A 16,830-nucleotide genomic window follows, 5' to 3' on the forward strand; every position below is an offset into this window, starting at 1 on the left:
TGCTCGGCTGTCAGCGTGCTGGCCGGCTGAGCATGAGAATCCGGGGGCATAGGCAGGAGGTTAGTGTCTGAGACATGCCACCAAGTATGTCATAGATCGGTATATCTAAAAGCGGAAATCGCCTTAGCTACCCCAACCTGGAGGTCGAGAGTTCCCTCAACGACGCCCTGCGCCAGCACATCACCAGCCTGTTCGACTCCATTCCGCACCAGTGGCACGGCGGCCACCCGATCGCCCGCTATGAGGGCTTCTATATCAGCGTCTTCTACAGCCATCTCGCCGCGCTCGGGCTGGATCTCGCCGCCGAAGGATGCCAGCAATCATGGCCGGCTCGACCTGCGACTGCGCTTCAACGGCCAGATCTGGCTCTTTGAATTCAAGGTGGTCGAACTCGCCCCGCAAGGCCAAGCCGTGCAGCAGATCAAAGACCGAGGCTATGCCGAGAAGTACCGTGCCGAGGGCCTACCGATCTTGTTGATCGGCATCGAATTCAGCCGCGAGCAGCGCACCCTGGTCGGGTTTGAGACTGAGTATTTGTAGGTCGGCACACCAATGACGACTACACTGTCCCCGAGCTGAAAGCAGTGCTCCACCGAGGAACCTGAGGAACCCTTATGGCCTTTCGCTTCTGGCGCCGCATCCAGTTGTTGCCCGGCGTCACCCTGAATCTGAGCAAGAGCAGTGCCTCGCTATCGCTGGGTCCGCGCGGCGCCAAGTACACTATCGGTCCACGCGGCACCCGCACCACGGTCGGCCTGCCCGGCACCGGGCTGTTCTACACGGTGCAGAATCCAGGCCGCGGCAAGACCCGCTCGGCGTCGGCACGCCCGCAACCGGATCAGCCACCGGTGCCGGTTCGCGACCAACTCACGCTGGGCTTCTTCAAGCGTCTGATCACCCCCGCCGATGAGGCGGCCTTCATCGATGGGCTGCAGGCGCTACACAGCGGCGATGAGAGCGAGGCACTGACCCAGTTGGAGGCGGCCCCAGAGCAGCCTGATGCCCGCTGGGCGGCGGGCCTACTGCGCCTGAAACGCGAGGATCTCGACCTCGCCCAGGCGCATCTGCAGGCCGCCCTCGAGCAGCGCGAGGTGCTCGGCAGCCTCTACGCCAAGTACGGCATCCAAGCCACCACCCATCTGACCCTGACCCCGGAGGTGACCGCGCACATCGGCCCCCGCGAGCGCGGCACGCGCTTGGCGCTGGCCGAGCTGCATCAGCTCCGCGGGGAAACGACCCAAGCGCGAGCGCATCTGGAGGCGGTGCTCGTACAGACCCCCGATGATGTGGTGGTCAAGGCCGCCCTCGCCGAGTTGCTGCTCGAGGCCGAGCCATTGCCCGCAGAGGCCGCCGATCAGATCGTGCATCTGGCCGCCGGGCTCGAGAACGACACCCCGGTGCATGCCGCCTTGTTGCTCTACAAGGGACGGGCGCTGCGCGCACTCGGCCTGGATGAGGCGGCGGTGGCGACCTTCACCCAGGCCTACCGGCGCAAGAAGGATCGCCCCGAGGCGTTGCTGCGCCAGATCCGCTATGAGCGGGCCTTGGCCTATGCTGCCGTCGGCCGTCGCGGCGATAGCCGCCGCGAGCTATCGGCCATCTACGCCGAGGATCCCGGCTTCGAGGATGTGGCGGCGCGCTTGGGGGTGCGCTGATAACTCAGCCCACCCAGACGCGCGCATTGCGGAACAGTCGCATCCAGGGACTGTCCTCGTCCCACTCATCGGGATGCCAGGATTGCTGCACGCTGCGAAAGATCCGCTCCGGGTGCGGCATCATGATGGTGACGCGCCCATCGGCATTGCACAGCCCGGTGATGCCCTCCGGCGAGCCGTTCGGATTGGCCGGATAGCGGGTGGCCGGTGTACCGTCGCCCTCGATGTAGCGCAGCGCGGTCATCGCTCCAGCGGCCTGGCGGCGCGTTGCGTCACCGAACTCGGCGCAGCCCTCGCCGTGGGAGACGACGATCGGCAGCCGCGCGCCCTGCATCCCTTGCAGCAGGATCGACGGCGATGGCACCACCTCCACCATCAGCAAGCGCGCCTCGAATTGCTCCGAGCGGTTGCGCACGAAGTGCGGCCAGTGCTCGGTGCCGGGGATCAGCTCGCGCAGATTGGCCAGCATCTGGCAGCCATTGCAGACGCCGAGCGCGAAGCAGTCGGCACGCGCGAAGAAGGCCTGGAACTGCTCGCGCGCGCGGGCGTTGAACAGGATGGTCTTGGCCCAGCCCTCGCCGGCGCCGAGCACATCGCCGTAGCTGAAGCCCCCGCAGGCGGCCAGTCCCTGGAAGCCCTCGAGCCCGCGACGGCCCTCGAGCAGGTCGGACATGTGCACATCGATGCAGTCGAAGCCGGCGCGGTCGAAGGCCGCCGCCATCTCGATCTGACCGTTGACCCCCTGTTCGCGCAGCACCGCAAGCCGTGGTCGGGCGCCGGTCGCGATCAGCGGCGCGGCGATGTCCTCGGCCGGATCGAAGGGTAGCTTGACCGTTAGGCCCGACTCAGCGGCGTTGATCCGGGCAAACTCCTCGTCGGCGCAGTCCGGATTGTCGCGCAGGCGCTGCATCTGCCAACTGGTCTCGGACCAGGCCTGTTGCAGCTCGACACGGCTCGCCTCGAGCAGCAGGCGATCGCCGTGGCGGATGCGGATCAACCCGTCGGTGCGCGGCGCGCCGATCACCTGGCCGCAGGCGCCGAGGCCATGCTCGGCGAGCCGTTGCATCACGGCCGCCCGTTCAGCCGCAGGCACTTGCAGCACGGCACCAAGCTCTTCGGCGAACAGCACCGCAAGCGGATCGCGCCGCGTTCCACCAAGCGCATCGCTGGCGCCAGCAGCCGTCCCAGCCACATCCCTGCCGGCAGCACCGCCGAGTCCAGACAGCCCGCCCAGATCACAGTCGATCCCGCAGCGCCCGGCAAAGGCCATCTCGCACAGGGTTGCGAGCAGGCCGCCATCGGAGCGGTCGTGATAGGCAAGCAGCAGCCCGTCGGCGCGCAGCCTCTGGATCGCGGCGAAGAAGCCCTTGAGCAACTCGGGATCATCCAGATCCGGCGGCACCTCGCCGATGCGCTCGTAGACTTGGGCCAGCGCCGAGCCGCCGAGCCGATCCTGCCCGCGCCCGAGGTCGATCAGCACCAGCACCGTCTCGCCACGATCGAGCCGCAGCCAGGGTGTCACGCAGCGGCGCGCATCGGTCACCGGCGCCACCGCCGAGACCACCAGCGACAGGGGCGCGGTCATCTCGACGCGCTCGCGCCCGGCGTCATTCGCAGGCTTGGCGTCATGTGCGCGCTCAGCATCCTGTGCGGGCTCAACGCCGCTCGCGGACCCGATACCAGGCGCATCGGTATCGCCCGAGCCCTGATCGCTTGGCCGCTCCCAGACCGTCTTCATGCTCATCGAGTCCTTGCCGACCGGGATCGCGATGCCGAGCGCCGGGCAGAGTTCGAGGCCGACTGCCCGCACCGTCTCGTACAGCCGCGCATCCTCGCCCGGATGTCCAGCCGCCGCAATCCAGTTCGCTGAGAGTCGCAGATCGCCGAGCGCGGCGACATCGGCGGCGGCCATGTTGGTGACCGCCTCGGCCACCGCCATCCGCCCCGAGGCCGGCGCGTCGAGCAGCGCGATCGGGGCACGCTCGCCAACCGACATCGCCTCGCCGTGGACGCCATCGAAGTCGGTCAGCGTGACCGCGCAATCGGCTACCGGCACCTGCCAGGGGCCGACCATCTGATCGCGCGCGACCAAGCCGCCGACGCTGCGATCGCCGATCGTGATCAAGAAGCCCTTGGCAGCCACGGTCGGCAGGCGCAATACGCGCCCAACGGCCTCGGCCAGATCGATCGCAGCCAGATCGAGCGGATCACCAACAGCCACGATCGAGCGGGCATCGCGCTGCATCTGCGGCGGCTTGCCGAGCAGCAGCGACAGCGGCATCTCGATGGGCACCGAGCCAAACTGGCTGTCCTCGAGGATCAATTGCTCGTCATCGGTCGCCGCGCCGACCACCGCATAGGGGCAACGCTCGCGCGCGCAAAGGGCTTCGAACTCGGTCAGGCGCGCCGGATCGATCGCCAGCACATAGCGCTCCTGGGCCTCGTTGCACCAGATCTCCATCGGCGACATGCCCGGATCGGCATTCGGCACCCGGCGCAGCTCAAAGCGCCCGCCACGGCCGCCGTCATGGACCAATTCGGGCAACGCATTCGAGAGTCCACCGGCACCGACATCGTGGATGAACAGGATCGGACTCGCCTCGCCGCGCGCGTTGCAGCGGTCGATGACCTCTTGGCAACGACGCTGCATCTCTGGGTTGGCGCGCTGCACCGAGGCGAAATCCAGATCCTCGGCGCTCGCGCCGCTGGCCATGCTCGAGGCCGCCCCGCCGCCGAGGCCGATCAGCATCGCCGGCCCGCCGAGCACGACCAGCGGCGCGCCGGCCGGAAAGTCACCCTTCTCGACATGGGCCGCACGCACCGTGCCGACGCCACCGGCGAGCATGATCGGCTTGTGATAGCCGCGCAGCTCGACGCCGCCACCCGCGCGCGGTACCTGCTGCTCGAAGCTGCGAAAGTAGCCGGCCAGGTTTGGGCGCCCGAACTCGTTGTTGAAGGCGGCGGCGCCGATCGGCCCATCGCGCATGATCTCGAGCGCCGAGCAGATCCGCCCCGGCTTGCCCCAGTCGTGCTCCCAGGGCTGCTCGGCACCGGGGAGGCGCAGGTTCGAGACCGAGAAGCCGCACAGCCCCGCCTTCGGCTTGGCGCCGCGCCCGGTCGCGCCCTCGTCGCGGATCTCACCGCCCGAGCCGGTCGCCGCGCCCGGATCGGGCGCGATCGCGGTTGGATGGTTGTGGGTCTCGACCTTGAACAGGATGTGCAGCGGCTCATCGCTGCGTCGATAGCGGCCATCGCCCTCGCCGGATGCTGCGAAGCGTCGGCCTGGCCAGCCCGCGATCACCGCAGCGTTGTCCTTGTAGGCCGAGAGCACGCCCGCCGGCGAGCAGGCCGTGGTGTTGCGGATCATCGCGAACAGCGACTGCGGTTGCGGCTCGCCGTCGATGACCCAATCGGCGTTGAAGATCTTGTGCCGGCAGTGCTCGGAGTTGGCCTGCGCGAACATCATCAGCTCGACGTCGGTCGGATCGCGGCCGAGTGCGGTAAAGCGCTCGGCGAAATAATCGATCTCGTCGGCGGAGAGGGCAAGGCCAAGCGCGCTATTGGCCTGCTCCAGTGCCGCGCGCCCGTCAGCCAGCAAGGACACCCGCGTCAGCGCACGCGGCTCGGCTTGTACGAACAGGCGCTCGGCCTCGGCCGGATCGCGCAGCACGACCTCGGTCATGCGATCATGTAGCAGCGCTGCGGCAGTCGCCAGCGCGGTCGCATCGAGCCCTTCTGCGGACATCGGCTGCAAGCGATAGGCGGTCCCGCGCTCGAGCCGGCGCACGGCATCCAGTCCACAATGCTGGGCGATGTCGGTCGCCTTCGAGGACCAGGGCGAGATCGTGCCCGGCCGTGGTACCACCAACAGCAGCGCCTCATCGACGCGAGCGGAGGGGCTTGCGCTGTCCACCAAGCCCTGCATGGCATCCTCTTTGGGTTCCGCCGTCGGGCGATCAGGCGTCTCGGGCGCTGGACCATAGCGGAGCAACCTGGCCAAAACCGCCTCTTCTTCGGCATCGAGGGGCCGCGCCAGGTCGGCGAAGTGGACGAACTCAGCCGACAGCTTACAATCGGGCACGGCGGAGGCGCGCAACCGCGCCTCGAGCTTGGACAGACGAAAATCGGACAGGGCGGGCGCGCCGCGCAAGATGCGCATCAGAACGGGCTCCAAATCAGGAAACGCGGGGATCAACCCGCAGATGATACGCGAGCCCGACCCCAGGGGCTGGATCAACAGGCCTCGCACGAACAGCGGCACGCCAACGCACGACGGGCTTGCCTTTCAGCGACTCTCTCAGCGAACGCTCGCATCTTGAAAAGGCACCCGATAGCATGCGTTTCGAGTTCCAACCGATCGGCCTTTGCCGCTCCCCCTATACCGACAAATTCGGCATCCCGCGCCAGCCACGGCTAGTCACCGCTGCCGAGGCGCGAATCGAACTCCTAGCGCCCTATGACCGCGAAGAGGCTTTCGCCGGGCTCGAGGGCTTCTCCCATGTCTGGCTGCTGTTCGTCTTCCACCAGGACTGCCTCGAGGCGGGCTGGCGAGCACAGGTGCGGCCACCGCGCCTGGGCGGGCGCGACAAGGTCGGCGTCTTCGCCAGCCGCTCGCCATACCGGCCAAATCCGATCGGGATCTCGGCGGTCGCCCAGCACGGGCTCGAGCGACAGGGCAAAGGTCAGGGCAAAGGGCTCGCGCTGCGCATCGCCGGCGCCGATCTGCTCGACGGCACGCCGATCCTCGACATCAAGCCCTATGTGCCCTATGCCGACGCCATCGCGGACGCCGAGGGCGGTTTCGCCAATACCCCTCCGCAAGCCCGTTTCCAGGTCGGTTTCAGCGAGGACGCCCAGCGCCAGCTCGCCGAGCAGGACGCCGACGGCCGTCTACGGCTGCGCGCGCTGATCGAGGAGGTCATCGCCCAGGACCCGCGTCCAGGCTACATGGACCGCTATCCAGAGCGCCGTGTATTCGTGCTGCAGCTCTATGCTCTGGAGATCCACTGGTGGATCGATGGCGAGCGTGCGTTGGTCACCCGTGTGCACCCAGTGCAACCGGCCACAGGATCAAAGACTGGTCTTTGATCCAATGCCCTGCCGTTTGTGGCGATTAATCACTCTCCGCCGCCGCCTCTTCTCCCGAGCGGTTTTCACATTCGAAACGCCGGAAATGCGCGCTACCATCGGGGTCGGTCTCGGTCAACGTCATCACCAGGTTCGAGAGGTTGAGCTTGAAGCGCCCCTGCTGGGCTTCGACCTGCTTGTCGCCGAGCCAGATCGCCTCATCGGTCTCGAGATCATCAGTGCTGCTCTCGATGATGGCGAAGTCGTAGTTGAAATCCTCGCCTGGTCTGCTCTTGGTGACCCGCACCTCGATCGGATCGGCTTCCTTTGGCGCCTGCTCGCCGTAGCTCAGTTCGCCCGGCTCGCCAAAGGAGACCGCTCGCATCGGCTGCTCGATACAGACCAGCTCGAGTTGCTCGAGCTCAAAGTCTTCGTCAGCCTGCGCGGCCGCGCCAGGCGCCAGCAGGGCGAGCACCAGCGGCATCAGCCAGCCAGGAGCGCTGAGCACTGGCAAAGGGGCAGGTCCAGCCAGAAGCCGAGCCGCACGCGCCACAGGCCCGAACGACGGGCCGCCTCGGTATGCGTCAATCATCAAATCCTCCAGTCGAGAGTAAACCATCACCAAGCCATCGCCCGCGCCAGCGGGCGAAACTGGAGCCCATAGAACATCTCCAGATAGCGCGCCGTCTCGGTGCGCTCCAGGTCGGTGACGTATTTCCAGAAGCCGTAGATCCGCGACAGGGTCATCATGCGCTCGGCGTAGCGCCGCCAGGTGTAGCGCTCCTCGATCCGCGCCAAGGCCGCCTCCGAGATCGCCAGCCAGTAACCCGCATCCTCGCCGCAGCGGCGCAGGAAATCGGCGATCGACTCGGCCGCCGCCGCGCCATGGTTGGGGTCGATGTGAAAGCCCGAGAGACCGTCCTCGATGATCTCGAGCGGGCCACCGTAACGGGTCGCGAACACCGGCAGGCCGCAACTCATCGCCTCGATCACGGTCAGCCCGAAGGCCTCGAACAGCGCCGGTTGCACGAAGGCGCCACGCCGCTCGGCGATGAACCGATAGAGTTCGCCCGCCAGCGGTTTCTCGAGATGAATCCCGAGCCAGCGCACCTGCCCATCCAGGCCGTGCTGCTCGAACAGCTGATGCATCCGCTCGATCTGCTCGCGCTCCTCATCATCGCCGGAGCGGCCCGGATCGACATGGCCGGCCACCATCACCAGGTTGGCCTGCTCGCGCAGTTCGCCACTGCGACCGTACCAGTCCACCAGCCCGGTCATGTTCTTGATGCGGTCGAGTCGCGCCATGGTGAACAGCAGGGGCCGCTCGCGCTCGGCGAGCACACCGCGCGATTCGCCCTCGCGCGGCCCGCCGAAGATCAGTTCCTCGATCTCGTCGTGCAGGTGCGCCAAGCGCCGCTCGGCATCGCTGTAGGGGAAGTAGATGTCCTCATCGGCCCCCGGCGAGACGATGTTGAACTTCGGGTCATAGACATCGACCCCGGAGACGACGCGATAGAGCCCCGGCATGGTGAAGCTGGTATAGCTCTCGTACTGGCCGACGCTGTCGTCGGTGCCGGCGATCTCCTGATAGGTGCTGGTGATGACGAAATCAGCGGTGTTGATCGCGATCAGGTCAGCGGTGAACTGGGCCGAGAAGTGGTAGCGCTCCTCGTTGTCACGCCAATAGAGATCCGAGAACAGATATTTGGTCTTCTCCAGCGCATGGGCGATGTTGCACTGACTGATCCCGAGCCGCTGCGAGAGCAGCGAGGCGACCAGGTTGCCATCCGAATAGTTGCCGATGATCAGATCCGGCCGGCCGCCAAGCTCGGCCAAGAGTTCGCGCTCGGCGTCCAGCGCATAGCCTTCCAGGTAGGGCCAGAGATGGAAGCGCGAGACCCAGTGCGGCAGCACCTCGCCGGCGGCGTTGCGAAACGGCACGCGCAGGATCACCGCGTTGCGGGTGCCGGCGATGGGCTCCAGGCGCTCGTTGCACATGGTGCCCTCGGCCTCGGGGATGAGCCGGGTGAGCACCACCACGCGCGGTTCGATATCGATGCCCTGCTCGGCCAGGCGCTGATGCATCTCGCGCTCGAGCGCGCGCACCTGATCGAGGATATAGACCACCTGCCCGCCGGTATCCGGGCGGCCGAGCACGTTGGACTGGCCGAACCAACCATGCGGCGAGACGATCGCGATCGAGAAGATCATCGGCACCCGGCTGAGAAAACTCTCGAGCGCTTGCGGTGAGGGCGCCTCGAGGATATCGAGCAGCAGGCTCATGGTCTCGCGGATGCGCGCGGCGTCATCGCCCCAGCCGGGCTCGAAGCCGAACCCGCGCAATTCCGAGGCCAGGTCGACATAAGGGGTGTGCGTCGGGCGCCGGCGCAGCGGGATCATCGCCTGACGCAAGGCATTGCGCAGCTCCGCGACGGTGCCGATGGCATCATTCAGCATCAGCTGATGCCCCCGGTAGCTGTGCATGCGCAAAAAGCCGAGCAGGCGTTGATCGCCCTTGCCTAGCTCGTCGAACAAGCGGCTCGAGAGGCGGCGGTTGAGAAACTCCACGCCACGGCCGATCGAGCCCTCCTCGGTCAGCTTCTGCTGCTCGCGGTAGAACGGGCGCAGATCGATCTCGAGGCCGAAGGGGTCGTCGTTGCCGCCGGTGGCCAGATGCTCCTTGAAGCGCAGGAACTCCGAGATCGTCACCTCGTTCAGATCCATGGTCTCGAGGTGGATGCGCAGATGATCCCATTTGGCGACCCGGCGGCGCAGCGCCAGATAGACCCAGGAGGCGTTGATGGCCGCCTCTTGGGCCTGCAAGAGTGCACGCACCAGGGGCGTATCGGCAAGCGACTCGTCATCGCGGCAGAGCTGCTCGACCGCATCGTGCAGATCGCTCTTGAGCAGGAATGGGCGCTGCAGCCCGATCAGATGGTGCATCACCCGATGCGCCTTGCTGCGGTGCTCGGCCAAAAAGGCGGCGAGCGCCGGAACGCGCGCATTGGGGCTTTCTGCTGGCATGGGCATGATCGCTGCTCAGGCGCCGGCGAGGCCCCAGTCGGCGAGAAAGGGCTGATAGAAGGCGGCATCGCGCACCGTCGCGCCGCGCTGGCCGACGATGGCCGAGGCGAAGGCCTGGGCCCGCTCCAGCGTCTGTGGCAACGGCCAGCGGCGCATCAAGCCGAGGATCAAGACCGAGGCAAAACCATCGCCGGCGCCGACCGCATCGACCACCTCGATATCGCCGGCGGGTGCGATCCGGCTCAGCGTGCCATCGGCGCCCACCGCGCAGGCGCCCTCGGCACCCAATGTCGCGAAGACCGCCTCCAGCGCATAGCGTTCGAGCACGCGTCGGGCGCGGGTCTCGATGTCGTCTCCGGCCTCGGCCTGACCATCGGGCGCCAGCAGGCTGAGCTCATCGGCGTTCAATTTGACCCAGGTCGCCGCTTCCAGCAGTTCCACCAGTTGCTCCTTGCGCCACCAGGGCTCGCGCAGGTTCACGTCGAGGAACACCGCCGGGGCGATGCGTCCGCACAGCGCGCGTAGCGCATCGGCCGAGTCCGCCTGCCGCAGCGCCAGGCTGCCGTGGTAGAGCAAGGCTTGCTCGGGTAGCGGTGGCAGGGCGGCGGCGTCGATGTGGTCATAGGCGCAGTCGGGGACGATCTCGTAGCTCGGCTCGCCGTTGCTGAGCGACACCTGCACGGTGCCGGTCGGATGCACGGGGTCACGTTGCAGACCCAGCGTGGTCATGCCCTGCTCGCGCATCGCCGCATCGATCCGCTCGCCGAGCGCATCCTCGCCGACACGGCTCAGGAAGACCGGATTCAGCCCGAACGCGGCCAGATGCCAGGCGACGTTGAACGGCGCCCCACCCAGCACCTCGGCGCCATCGGGGAAACAGTCGAACAGGGCCTCACCGAAGACGAGCGGCGGCTGTTGATGGTCGAACGGCATGAGGCTGCACTCCGCGAGCTGAGGCGATCGGAAAGAGCATCCATGCTAAGGGTGCTCGGGTAGCGGCCGCAAGCCGCAGGCATCGCCTGCGGGGCGCGGCGGCGGCGCTCGGGCGCCTACTCGTAGCGCACCTCGAGGATCTCGAACTCGCGCTTGCCGCCAGGGGCCTCGACCAGCGCCGTGTCACCCTCGGCCTTGCCGATCAGCCCGCGGGCGATCGGCGAGCCGATCGAGATCTTGCCCTGTTTGATATCGGCCTCGTCATCACCGACGATGATGAAGGTATGCTCTTCATCCTTGTCGACCTCGAGCACATCGACGGTGGCGCCGAACACCACCCGACCACCGGGGTCGAGCTTGGTCACATCGATGATCTCGGCATTCGAGAGCTTGCCCTCGATCTCCTGGATGCGCCCCTCGATGAAGCCTTGCTGCTCGCGGGCGGCATGATATTCGGCATTCTCCTTGAGATCACCGTGCGCGCGCGCCTCGGCGATCGCATCGATGACGCGCGGGCGCTCGATACGCTTCAAGCGATCGAGTTCCTCGCGTAACTGCTCGGCACCTCTAGCCGTTAGAGGGACTCTATTCATTCGGGGAAACCTCTTAGTGTTGAACGCGCGATTAGGCGCCCACTGAATACGTCACTCGGGCGGTGATGCCGACTCGCCGGCGGACACCGCACCATCTTGGATTGGCCTTCTCGTCGAAGGTTGGTCGGGTAGGACGCGGTACGCTCGATGGGATACCGAACGATCGGTTAGCGCGACCTGAGGAGGCCCCGTCCAGCGGGGCGAGACGTCAAGGCAGAGACTAACCGTGCGCAAGCGCTCAGTAAAGCGCTTGTAATTGGGTGATCTCGAGCAGGTCACCGGCCTTGAGCGCGAGGCAGGTGGCCTCGGCCCCGGCGATAGTCGTGGTATAGCTGACCTTGTGCTGCAGGGCCGCGCGTCGAATCGCCGCCGAGTCGGCGATCGCCTCGGCGCCTTCGGTGGTATTGACGATAAAGCGCACTTCACCATTCTTGATCATGTCGACGATGTGCGGGCGTCCTTCCTTGACCTTGTTCACGCCGATGCATGCCAGACCGGCCTCTTGCACCGCGCGCGCCGTACCATGGGTGCCATAGAGGGTGAAGCCAAGCTCCAGCAGTTGTCGGGCCACCTCCAGCAGCCGTGGCTTATCGGCGTCGCGGATACTGAGCAGCGCCTTGCCCGGGCGCGGCAGCGCCATGCCGGCGCCCTCGACGGCCTTGCCGAAGGCCTCGGCGAAGCTGCGCCCGATGCCCATCACCTCGCCGGTGGACTTCATCTCCGGGCCCAACAGGGTATCGACGCCGGGGAATTTGACGAACGGGAACACCGCCTCCTTGACGCAGTAGCGCGTCGGCGCGACCTCGAGCAGCATGCCTTGATCGGCCAGCGAGCGCCCGGCCATACAGCGCGCGCCGACCTTGGCCAGCGGCACGCCCACCGCCTTGGAGACGAAGGGCACGGTGCGCGATGCCCGCGGGTTGACCTCGAGCACGAAGATGTCATCGCCCTTGATCGCGAATTGCGCATTCATCAGCCCGCGCACGCCGAGCGCCAGGCCGAGTTCGGCCATCTGCTGGCGCATGCGATCCTGCAGCGCCGCACTCAGGGTGTAGGGTGGCAGCGAACAGGCCGAATCGCCCGAGTGCACCCCGGCCTGCTCGATGTGCTCCATGATGCCGCCGATCAGCACCGCCTCGCCGTCGCAGACCGCATCGACATCGACCTCGATGGCATCCTCGAGGAAGCGGTCCAGCAGCACCGGCGCGGCGTTGGAGACACGCACCGCGCTGCGGATGTAACGGCGCAGATCCTGCTCGTCATAGACCAATTCCATGGCCCGCCCGCCGAGCACATAGGAGGGGCGCACCACCAGCGGATAGCCGATCTCGGCGGCGCGCTCGATCGCCTCGTCCTCGCTGCGCGCGGTCGCGTTCGGCGGCTGTTTCAAGCCGAGTTGGGTGATCAGACGTTGGAAGCGCTCGCGGTCCTCGGCATGGTCGATGCTGTCCGGCGAGGTGCCGATGATCGGCACCCCGGCGGCCTCGAGATCGCGCGCGAGCTTCAGCGGCGTCTGGCCGCCGTATTGGACGATGACGCCGTAGGGGCGTTCGGTCTCGACGATGGCGAGCACATCCTCGGTCGTCAACGGCTCGAAGTAGAGCCGGTCCGAGGTATCGTAATCGGTCGAGACCGTCTCCGGGTTACAGTTGACCATGATGGTCTCGAAGCCGTCATCGCGCAGCGCGAAGGCCGCGTGGACACAGCAGTAATCGAACTCGATCCCCTGCCCGATCCGATTCGGTCCACCACCGAGCACCATGATTTTTTTGCCATCCGTGGGCGCCGCCTCGCACTCTTCCTCGTAGGTCGAGTACAGATAAGCGGTGCTGGTGGCGAACTCAGCGGCACAGGTATCGACGCGCTTGAACACCGGTCGCACACCGAGGCCACGGCGATGCTCGCGAATCACCCCCTCGGACTGAGCGGTCAAGGTCGCCAGGCGTCGATCCGAGAACCCGCAGCGCTTGAGCCAGCGCAGCCGGGGTGCATCGAGCGCCTCGATCCCCTGCACCTTGACCTCGTGCTCGATGGCGACCAGCGCGTCGATCTGGGCCAGGAACCAGGGGTCGATCCCGGTCAGCGCCTGCACCTCCTCGACGCTCATGCCGGCGCGCAGCGCATCGGCCAGATAGAAGAGCCGCTCGGCGCCCGGTTGGCGCAGTTCGGTGCGCAAGCGGCTCATGGCTTGCGGCTCGGCCAGATCGAGCATCTCATTGAGACCGTCCTTGTCGGTCTCGAGTCCGCGCAGCGCCTTTTGCAGCGATTCCTGGAAGGTACGCCCGATCGCCATCACCTCGCCGACCGACTTCATCTGCGTGGTCAGATGGGCATCGGCGAGCGGGAACTTCTCGAACGCAAAGCGCGGGATCTTGGTGACCACATAATCGATCGCCGGCTCGAACGAGGCCGGGGTCGCGCCGCCGGTGATCTCGTTGCGCAACTCATCGAGGGTGTAGCCCACCGCCAGCTTGGCGGCGACCTTGGCAATCGGGAAGCCGGTCGCCTTCGAGGCCAGCGCCGAGGAGCGCGAGACGCGCGGATTCATCTCGATGATGATCATGCGCCCATCCTCGGGATGGATCGCGAACTGCACGTTCGAGCCGCCGGTATCGACGCCGATCTCGCGCAGCACCGCGAGCGAGGCATCGCGCATGCGCTGGTATTCCTTGTCGGTCAGGGTCTGCGCCGGGGCGACGGTGATCGAGTCGCCGGTGTGCACGCCCATCGGGTCCAGATTCTCGATCGAGCAGATGATGATGCAGTTGTCCTGATGATCGCGCACCACCTCCATCTCGTACTCTTTCCAGCCCAGCGCCGATTCCTCGATCAGCAACTCATTGACCGGCGAGAGATCGAGCCCGCGGGTGCAGATCTCCTCGAACTCCTCGGTATTGTAGGCGATGCCGCCGCCGCTGCCGCCCATGGTGAACGAGGGGCGAATGATGGTCGGGAAGCCGATCCGCGCCTGGACCTGGAACGCCTCCTCGAGACTATGGGCGATCGCCGAGCGCGGCATATCGAGGCCGATGCGACGCATCGCCTGGCGAAACAGATCACGGTCCTCGGCCTTGTCGATGGCCTCGCGCGAGGCGCCGATCATCTCGACCCCGTAACGCTCGAGCACGCCTTCGCTGACCAGATCCAAGGCACAGTTCAGTGCCGTCTGCCCGCCCATGGTCGGCAACAGCGCGTCCGGGCGCTCGTGGGCGATGATGCGCTCCACCACCCGCCAAGTGATCGGCTCGATGTAGGTGGCATCGGCCATCTCCGGATCGGTCATGATGGTGGCCGGGTTGGAGTTCACCAGGATCACCCGGAAGCCCTCCTCGCGCAGGGCCTTGCAGGCCTGGGCACCGGAGTAGTCGAACTCGCAGGCCTGCCCGATCACGATCGGTCCGGCGCCGATGATCAGGATGCTCTGGATATCTGTGCGCTTGGGCATGGGCTGATTAGGGTGTCCGAGATCCGAGGCTTGAAAGGAAGGTCTGAAGTCGCTGATCGGCGCCCATCAATCGGCGCCCGCGCGCGCCGCCATCAGGGCACTGAAGTGGGCGAACAGAGGCTCGACATCGCGCGGCCCGGGGCTCGCCTCGGGATGGCCCTGGAAGCTGAAGGCCGGATGCTGGCGATGACGCAGGCCTTGCAGGGAGCCGTCGAAGAGCGAGCGATGGGTCGCCTCGATCTCGGCCGGCAGGGTCTGCTCGTCGATCGCGAAGCCGTGATTCTGACTGCTGATCATCACCCGGCCGGTGGCTAGATCCTGCACCGGATGATTGGCACCGTGATGGCCGAACTTCATCTTCACGCTCTGCGCGCCGGCGGCAAGGCCGAGCAGCTGATGACCGAGACAGATGCCAAACAGCGGCACATCCCGCGCCAACAGCTCGCGAATCGCCGCGATGGCATAGTCGCAGGGCTCGGGGTCACCCGGGCCATTGCTCAAAAAGACCCCGTCTGGGGCCAGGGCCAGCACCTCGGCGACCGGCGTCTGCGCTGGCACCACCGTGACCCGGCAGCCGTGATCGACCAGGAGCCGCAGGATATTGCGCTTGATGCCGAAATCATAGGCGACGACGTGGTGGCGCAAGCGCCCATCATCCCAGGCCAGCGACGCCGGCAGCCCCTGCTCCAGGCTCCAGGTGCCCTGGGTCCAGCGCACGGGCTGATCGACGCCCGCCTCGCGCGCCAGATCCATGCCCTCGAGGCCCGGAAACGCGCTCGCCGCGGCCAGAGCGGCCTGCTCGTCGATCCCATCGCCGGCGATCAGGCAGCCGTTCTGTGCGCCCTGCTCGCGCAGCAGGCGCGTCAGGCGGCGGGTGTCGATGTCGGCAATGCCGACCACGCCGCTGCGCTCGAGGTAGTCGTTCAGCGTCTCGCGGCGGCGGAAGTTGCTGGCGTGCACCGGCAGATCGCGAATGATCAGACCGGCGGCCTGGATCCTGGGCGACTCCTCGTCCTCGTCATTGGTCCCCGTGTTACCAATGTGCGGGTAGGTCAGGGTGACGAGCTGCCGCCGATAGGAGGGATCGGTCAGGATCTCTTGATAGCCTGTCATCGCCGTGTTGAACACGACCTCACCGACGGCTTGGCCGCAGGCGCCGATGGATGTCCCGCGAAAGACCGAACCGTCTTGCAGGACCAGAACCGCAGGATTAGTCAACGCAGCCTCCGAGGCAGTCGGTGGTGCAGGACGCGTTGGATGACCGAAGCGCGCCTGAGGAAAAACGGGAATGGATGAGCAGGCCCAGACACGAGGCTGGTTTCATCATCGCCGCCGGCCACCGCGTGGCGTCCGATGGCAACCTTGCAAAACGGACAGAATGTTAGCGAAACACTAGCGCGCTGTCCATCGGCAGTGCTGCACTGCAGCATCGCGGCGGCTTGATTGGCGCCTGGCCGGCAATTATTTTCCAACGCATGGACAACCGCCAACCGCGGCCGTCTTCCGGGCCGCGCAAACGACAACCGATGCAAGATTCCAGAGGCCTGCCATGATCGACTCCGCCCACATCGCTGCCGTCACCACCGCCGACTTCGAGCGCGTGGTCATCCAGGGCTCGTTCGAGCGGCCGGTGCTGGTCGACTTCTGGGCCGATTGGTGCGCACCTTGCCGGCAGTTGATGCCGATCCTCTCGCGCTTGGCCGAGGCGTTCGACGGCCAGTTCTTGCTCGCCAAGGTCGACACCGAGGCCGAACAGGCCCTCGCCGCCCAGGCCGGTATCCGCAGCCTGCCAACGGTGCAGTTGTTCAAGGAGGGTCAGGTCGTCGATCAATTCATGGGGGCGCTGCCCGAGGGGCAGATCCGTGAATTCCTGTCGCGCCATCTCAGCCGGGCCTCGGATCGCTTACTCGATCAGGCCCGACAGTCGATGGCCGCAGGCGATCTCTCCGAGGCCGCAGCGCTGATCGAGCGTGCGCAGCACGAAGATCCCGACAATCGCCAGGTGTTCGTCGCCCAGGTCCAGTTGAAAGCAGCCGAGGGCGATGCCGAGGGCGCGCTGGCGCTGCTCGAGCGCACTCCGCTCGAACTGGCCAATGATGCCGAACTCGCTGCC

At 66.5% G+C, this 16,830-nt stretch carries 10 protein-coding genes and 1 pseudogene; 4 read left to right on the plus strand and 7 right to left on the minus strand.

The features are described 5' to 3' along the window. Nucleotides 1-122: 122 nt before the first annotated feature. Together CCR82_RS06285 and CCR82_RS06290 are read left to right on the plus strand one after the other, a co-directional pair. Nucleotides 123-540, plus strand: a pseudogene (locus CCR82_RS06285) (PD-(D/E)XK nuclease domain-containing protein); the annotation flags it as partial. Nucleotides 541-614: 74 nt separating this feature from the next. Continuing rightward, nucleotides 615-1,655 carry a DUF4236 domain-containing protein gene (locus CCR82_RS06290; RefSeq protein ID WP_201244549.1) on the plus strand — a complete coding sequence of 347 codons (1,041 nt, stop codon included), beginning with the start codon at nucleotides 615-617 and terminating at the stop codon, nucleotides 1,653-1,655. 4 nt (nucleotides 1,656-1,659) lie between these two features. Here the strand turns inward: CCR82_RS06290 and purL are convergent, their stop codons facing one another. Then, on the minus strand, nucleotides 1,660-5,814 hold the full coding sequence (gene purL, locus CCR82_RS06295; protein ID WP_201244550.1) for a phosphoribosylformylglycinamidine synthase: 4,155 nt from the start codon (nucleotides 5,812-5,814) through the stop codon (nucleotides 1,660-1,662). 176 nt (nucleotides 5,815-5,990) lie between these two features. On the opposite strand from purL, the gene tsaA reads away from it, so the two are divergent. Next, entirely contained in the window at nucleotides 5,991-6,743 is a 753-nt protein-coding gene (gene tsaA, locus CCR82_RS06300) for a tRNA (N6-threonylcarbamoyladenosine(37)-N6)-methyltransferase TrmO (protein ID WP_201244551.1), read from the plus strand. Nucleotides 6,744-6,768: 25 nt separating this feature from the next. Here the strand turns inward: tsaA and CCR82_RS06305 are convergent, their stop codons facing one another. The 6 genes from CCR82_RS06305 to carA all read right to left on the minus strand — a co-directional run bounded on the left by CCR82_RS06305 (nucleotide 6,769) and on the right by carA (nucleotide 15,935). Next, nucleotides 6,769-7,314 (minus strand): hypothetical protein, encoded by a 546-nt coding sequence (locus CCR82_RS06305; RefSeq protein ID WP_201244552.1) that lies wholly within the window; start codon nucleotides 7,312-7,314, stop codon nucleotides 6,769-6,771. Between the two features lie 26 nt (nucleotides 7,315-7,340). Beyond that, nucleotides 7,341-9,746, minus strand: a complete 2,406-nt coding sequence (locus tag CCR82_RS06310; RefSeq protein WP_201244579.1) for a sucrose synthase — start codon at nucleotides 9,744-9,746, stop codon at nucleotides 7,341-7,343. A gap of 15 nt (nucleotides 9,747-9,761) precedes the next feature. Then, nucleotides 9,762-10,679, minus strand: coding sequence for a carbohydrate kinase family protein (locus CCR82_RS06315; protein ID WP_201244553.1), 918 nt, complete (start codon nucleotides 10,677-10,679; stop codon nucleotides 9,762-9,764). Between the two features lie 116 nt (nucleotides 10,680-10,795). Further along, a complete protein-coding gene (gene greA, locus CCR82_RS06320; RefSeq protein WP_201244554.1) occupies nucleotides 10,796-11,272 on the minus strand; it encodes a transcription elongation factor GreA in 477 nt (158 codons plus the stop codon). A gap of 238 nt (nucleotides 11,273-11,510) precedes the next feature. Then, complete coding sequence (carB, locus tag CCR82_RS06325; protein ID WP_201244555.1) at nucleotides 11,511-14,717, minus strand: carbamoyl-phosphate synthase large subunit; 3,207 nt, start codon at nucleotides 14,715-14,717, stop codon at nucleotides 11,511-11,513. A 66-nt stretch (nucleotides 14,718-14,783) separates the two neighbouring features. Then, on the minus strand, nucleotides 14,784-15,935 hold the full coding sequence (gene carA / locus CCR82_RS06330; protein WP_201244556.1) for a glutamine-hydrolyzing carbamoyl-phosphate synthase small subunit: 1,152 nt from the start codon (nucleotides 15,933-15,935) through the stop codon (nucleotides 14,784-14,786). Nucleotides 15,936-16,266: 331 nt separating this feature from the next. Here carA and trxA point away from each other — a divergent pair. Continuing rightward, nucleotides 16,267-16,830: thioredoxin (trxA, locus tag CCR82_RS06335; protein ID WP_201244557.1), on the plus strand; the 564-nt coding region annotated here is incomplete at its 3' end.

Origin of the sequence: Halochromatium salexigens (assembly GCF_016653295.1) — a bacterium.
GTDB classification, from domain to species: domain Bacteria; phylum Pseudomonadota; class Gammaproteobacteria; order Chromatiales; family Chromatiaceae; genus Lamprobacter; species Lamprobacter salexigens.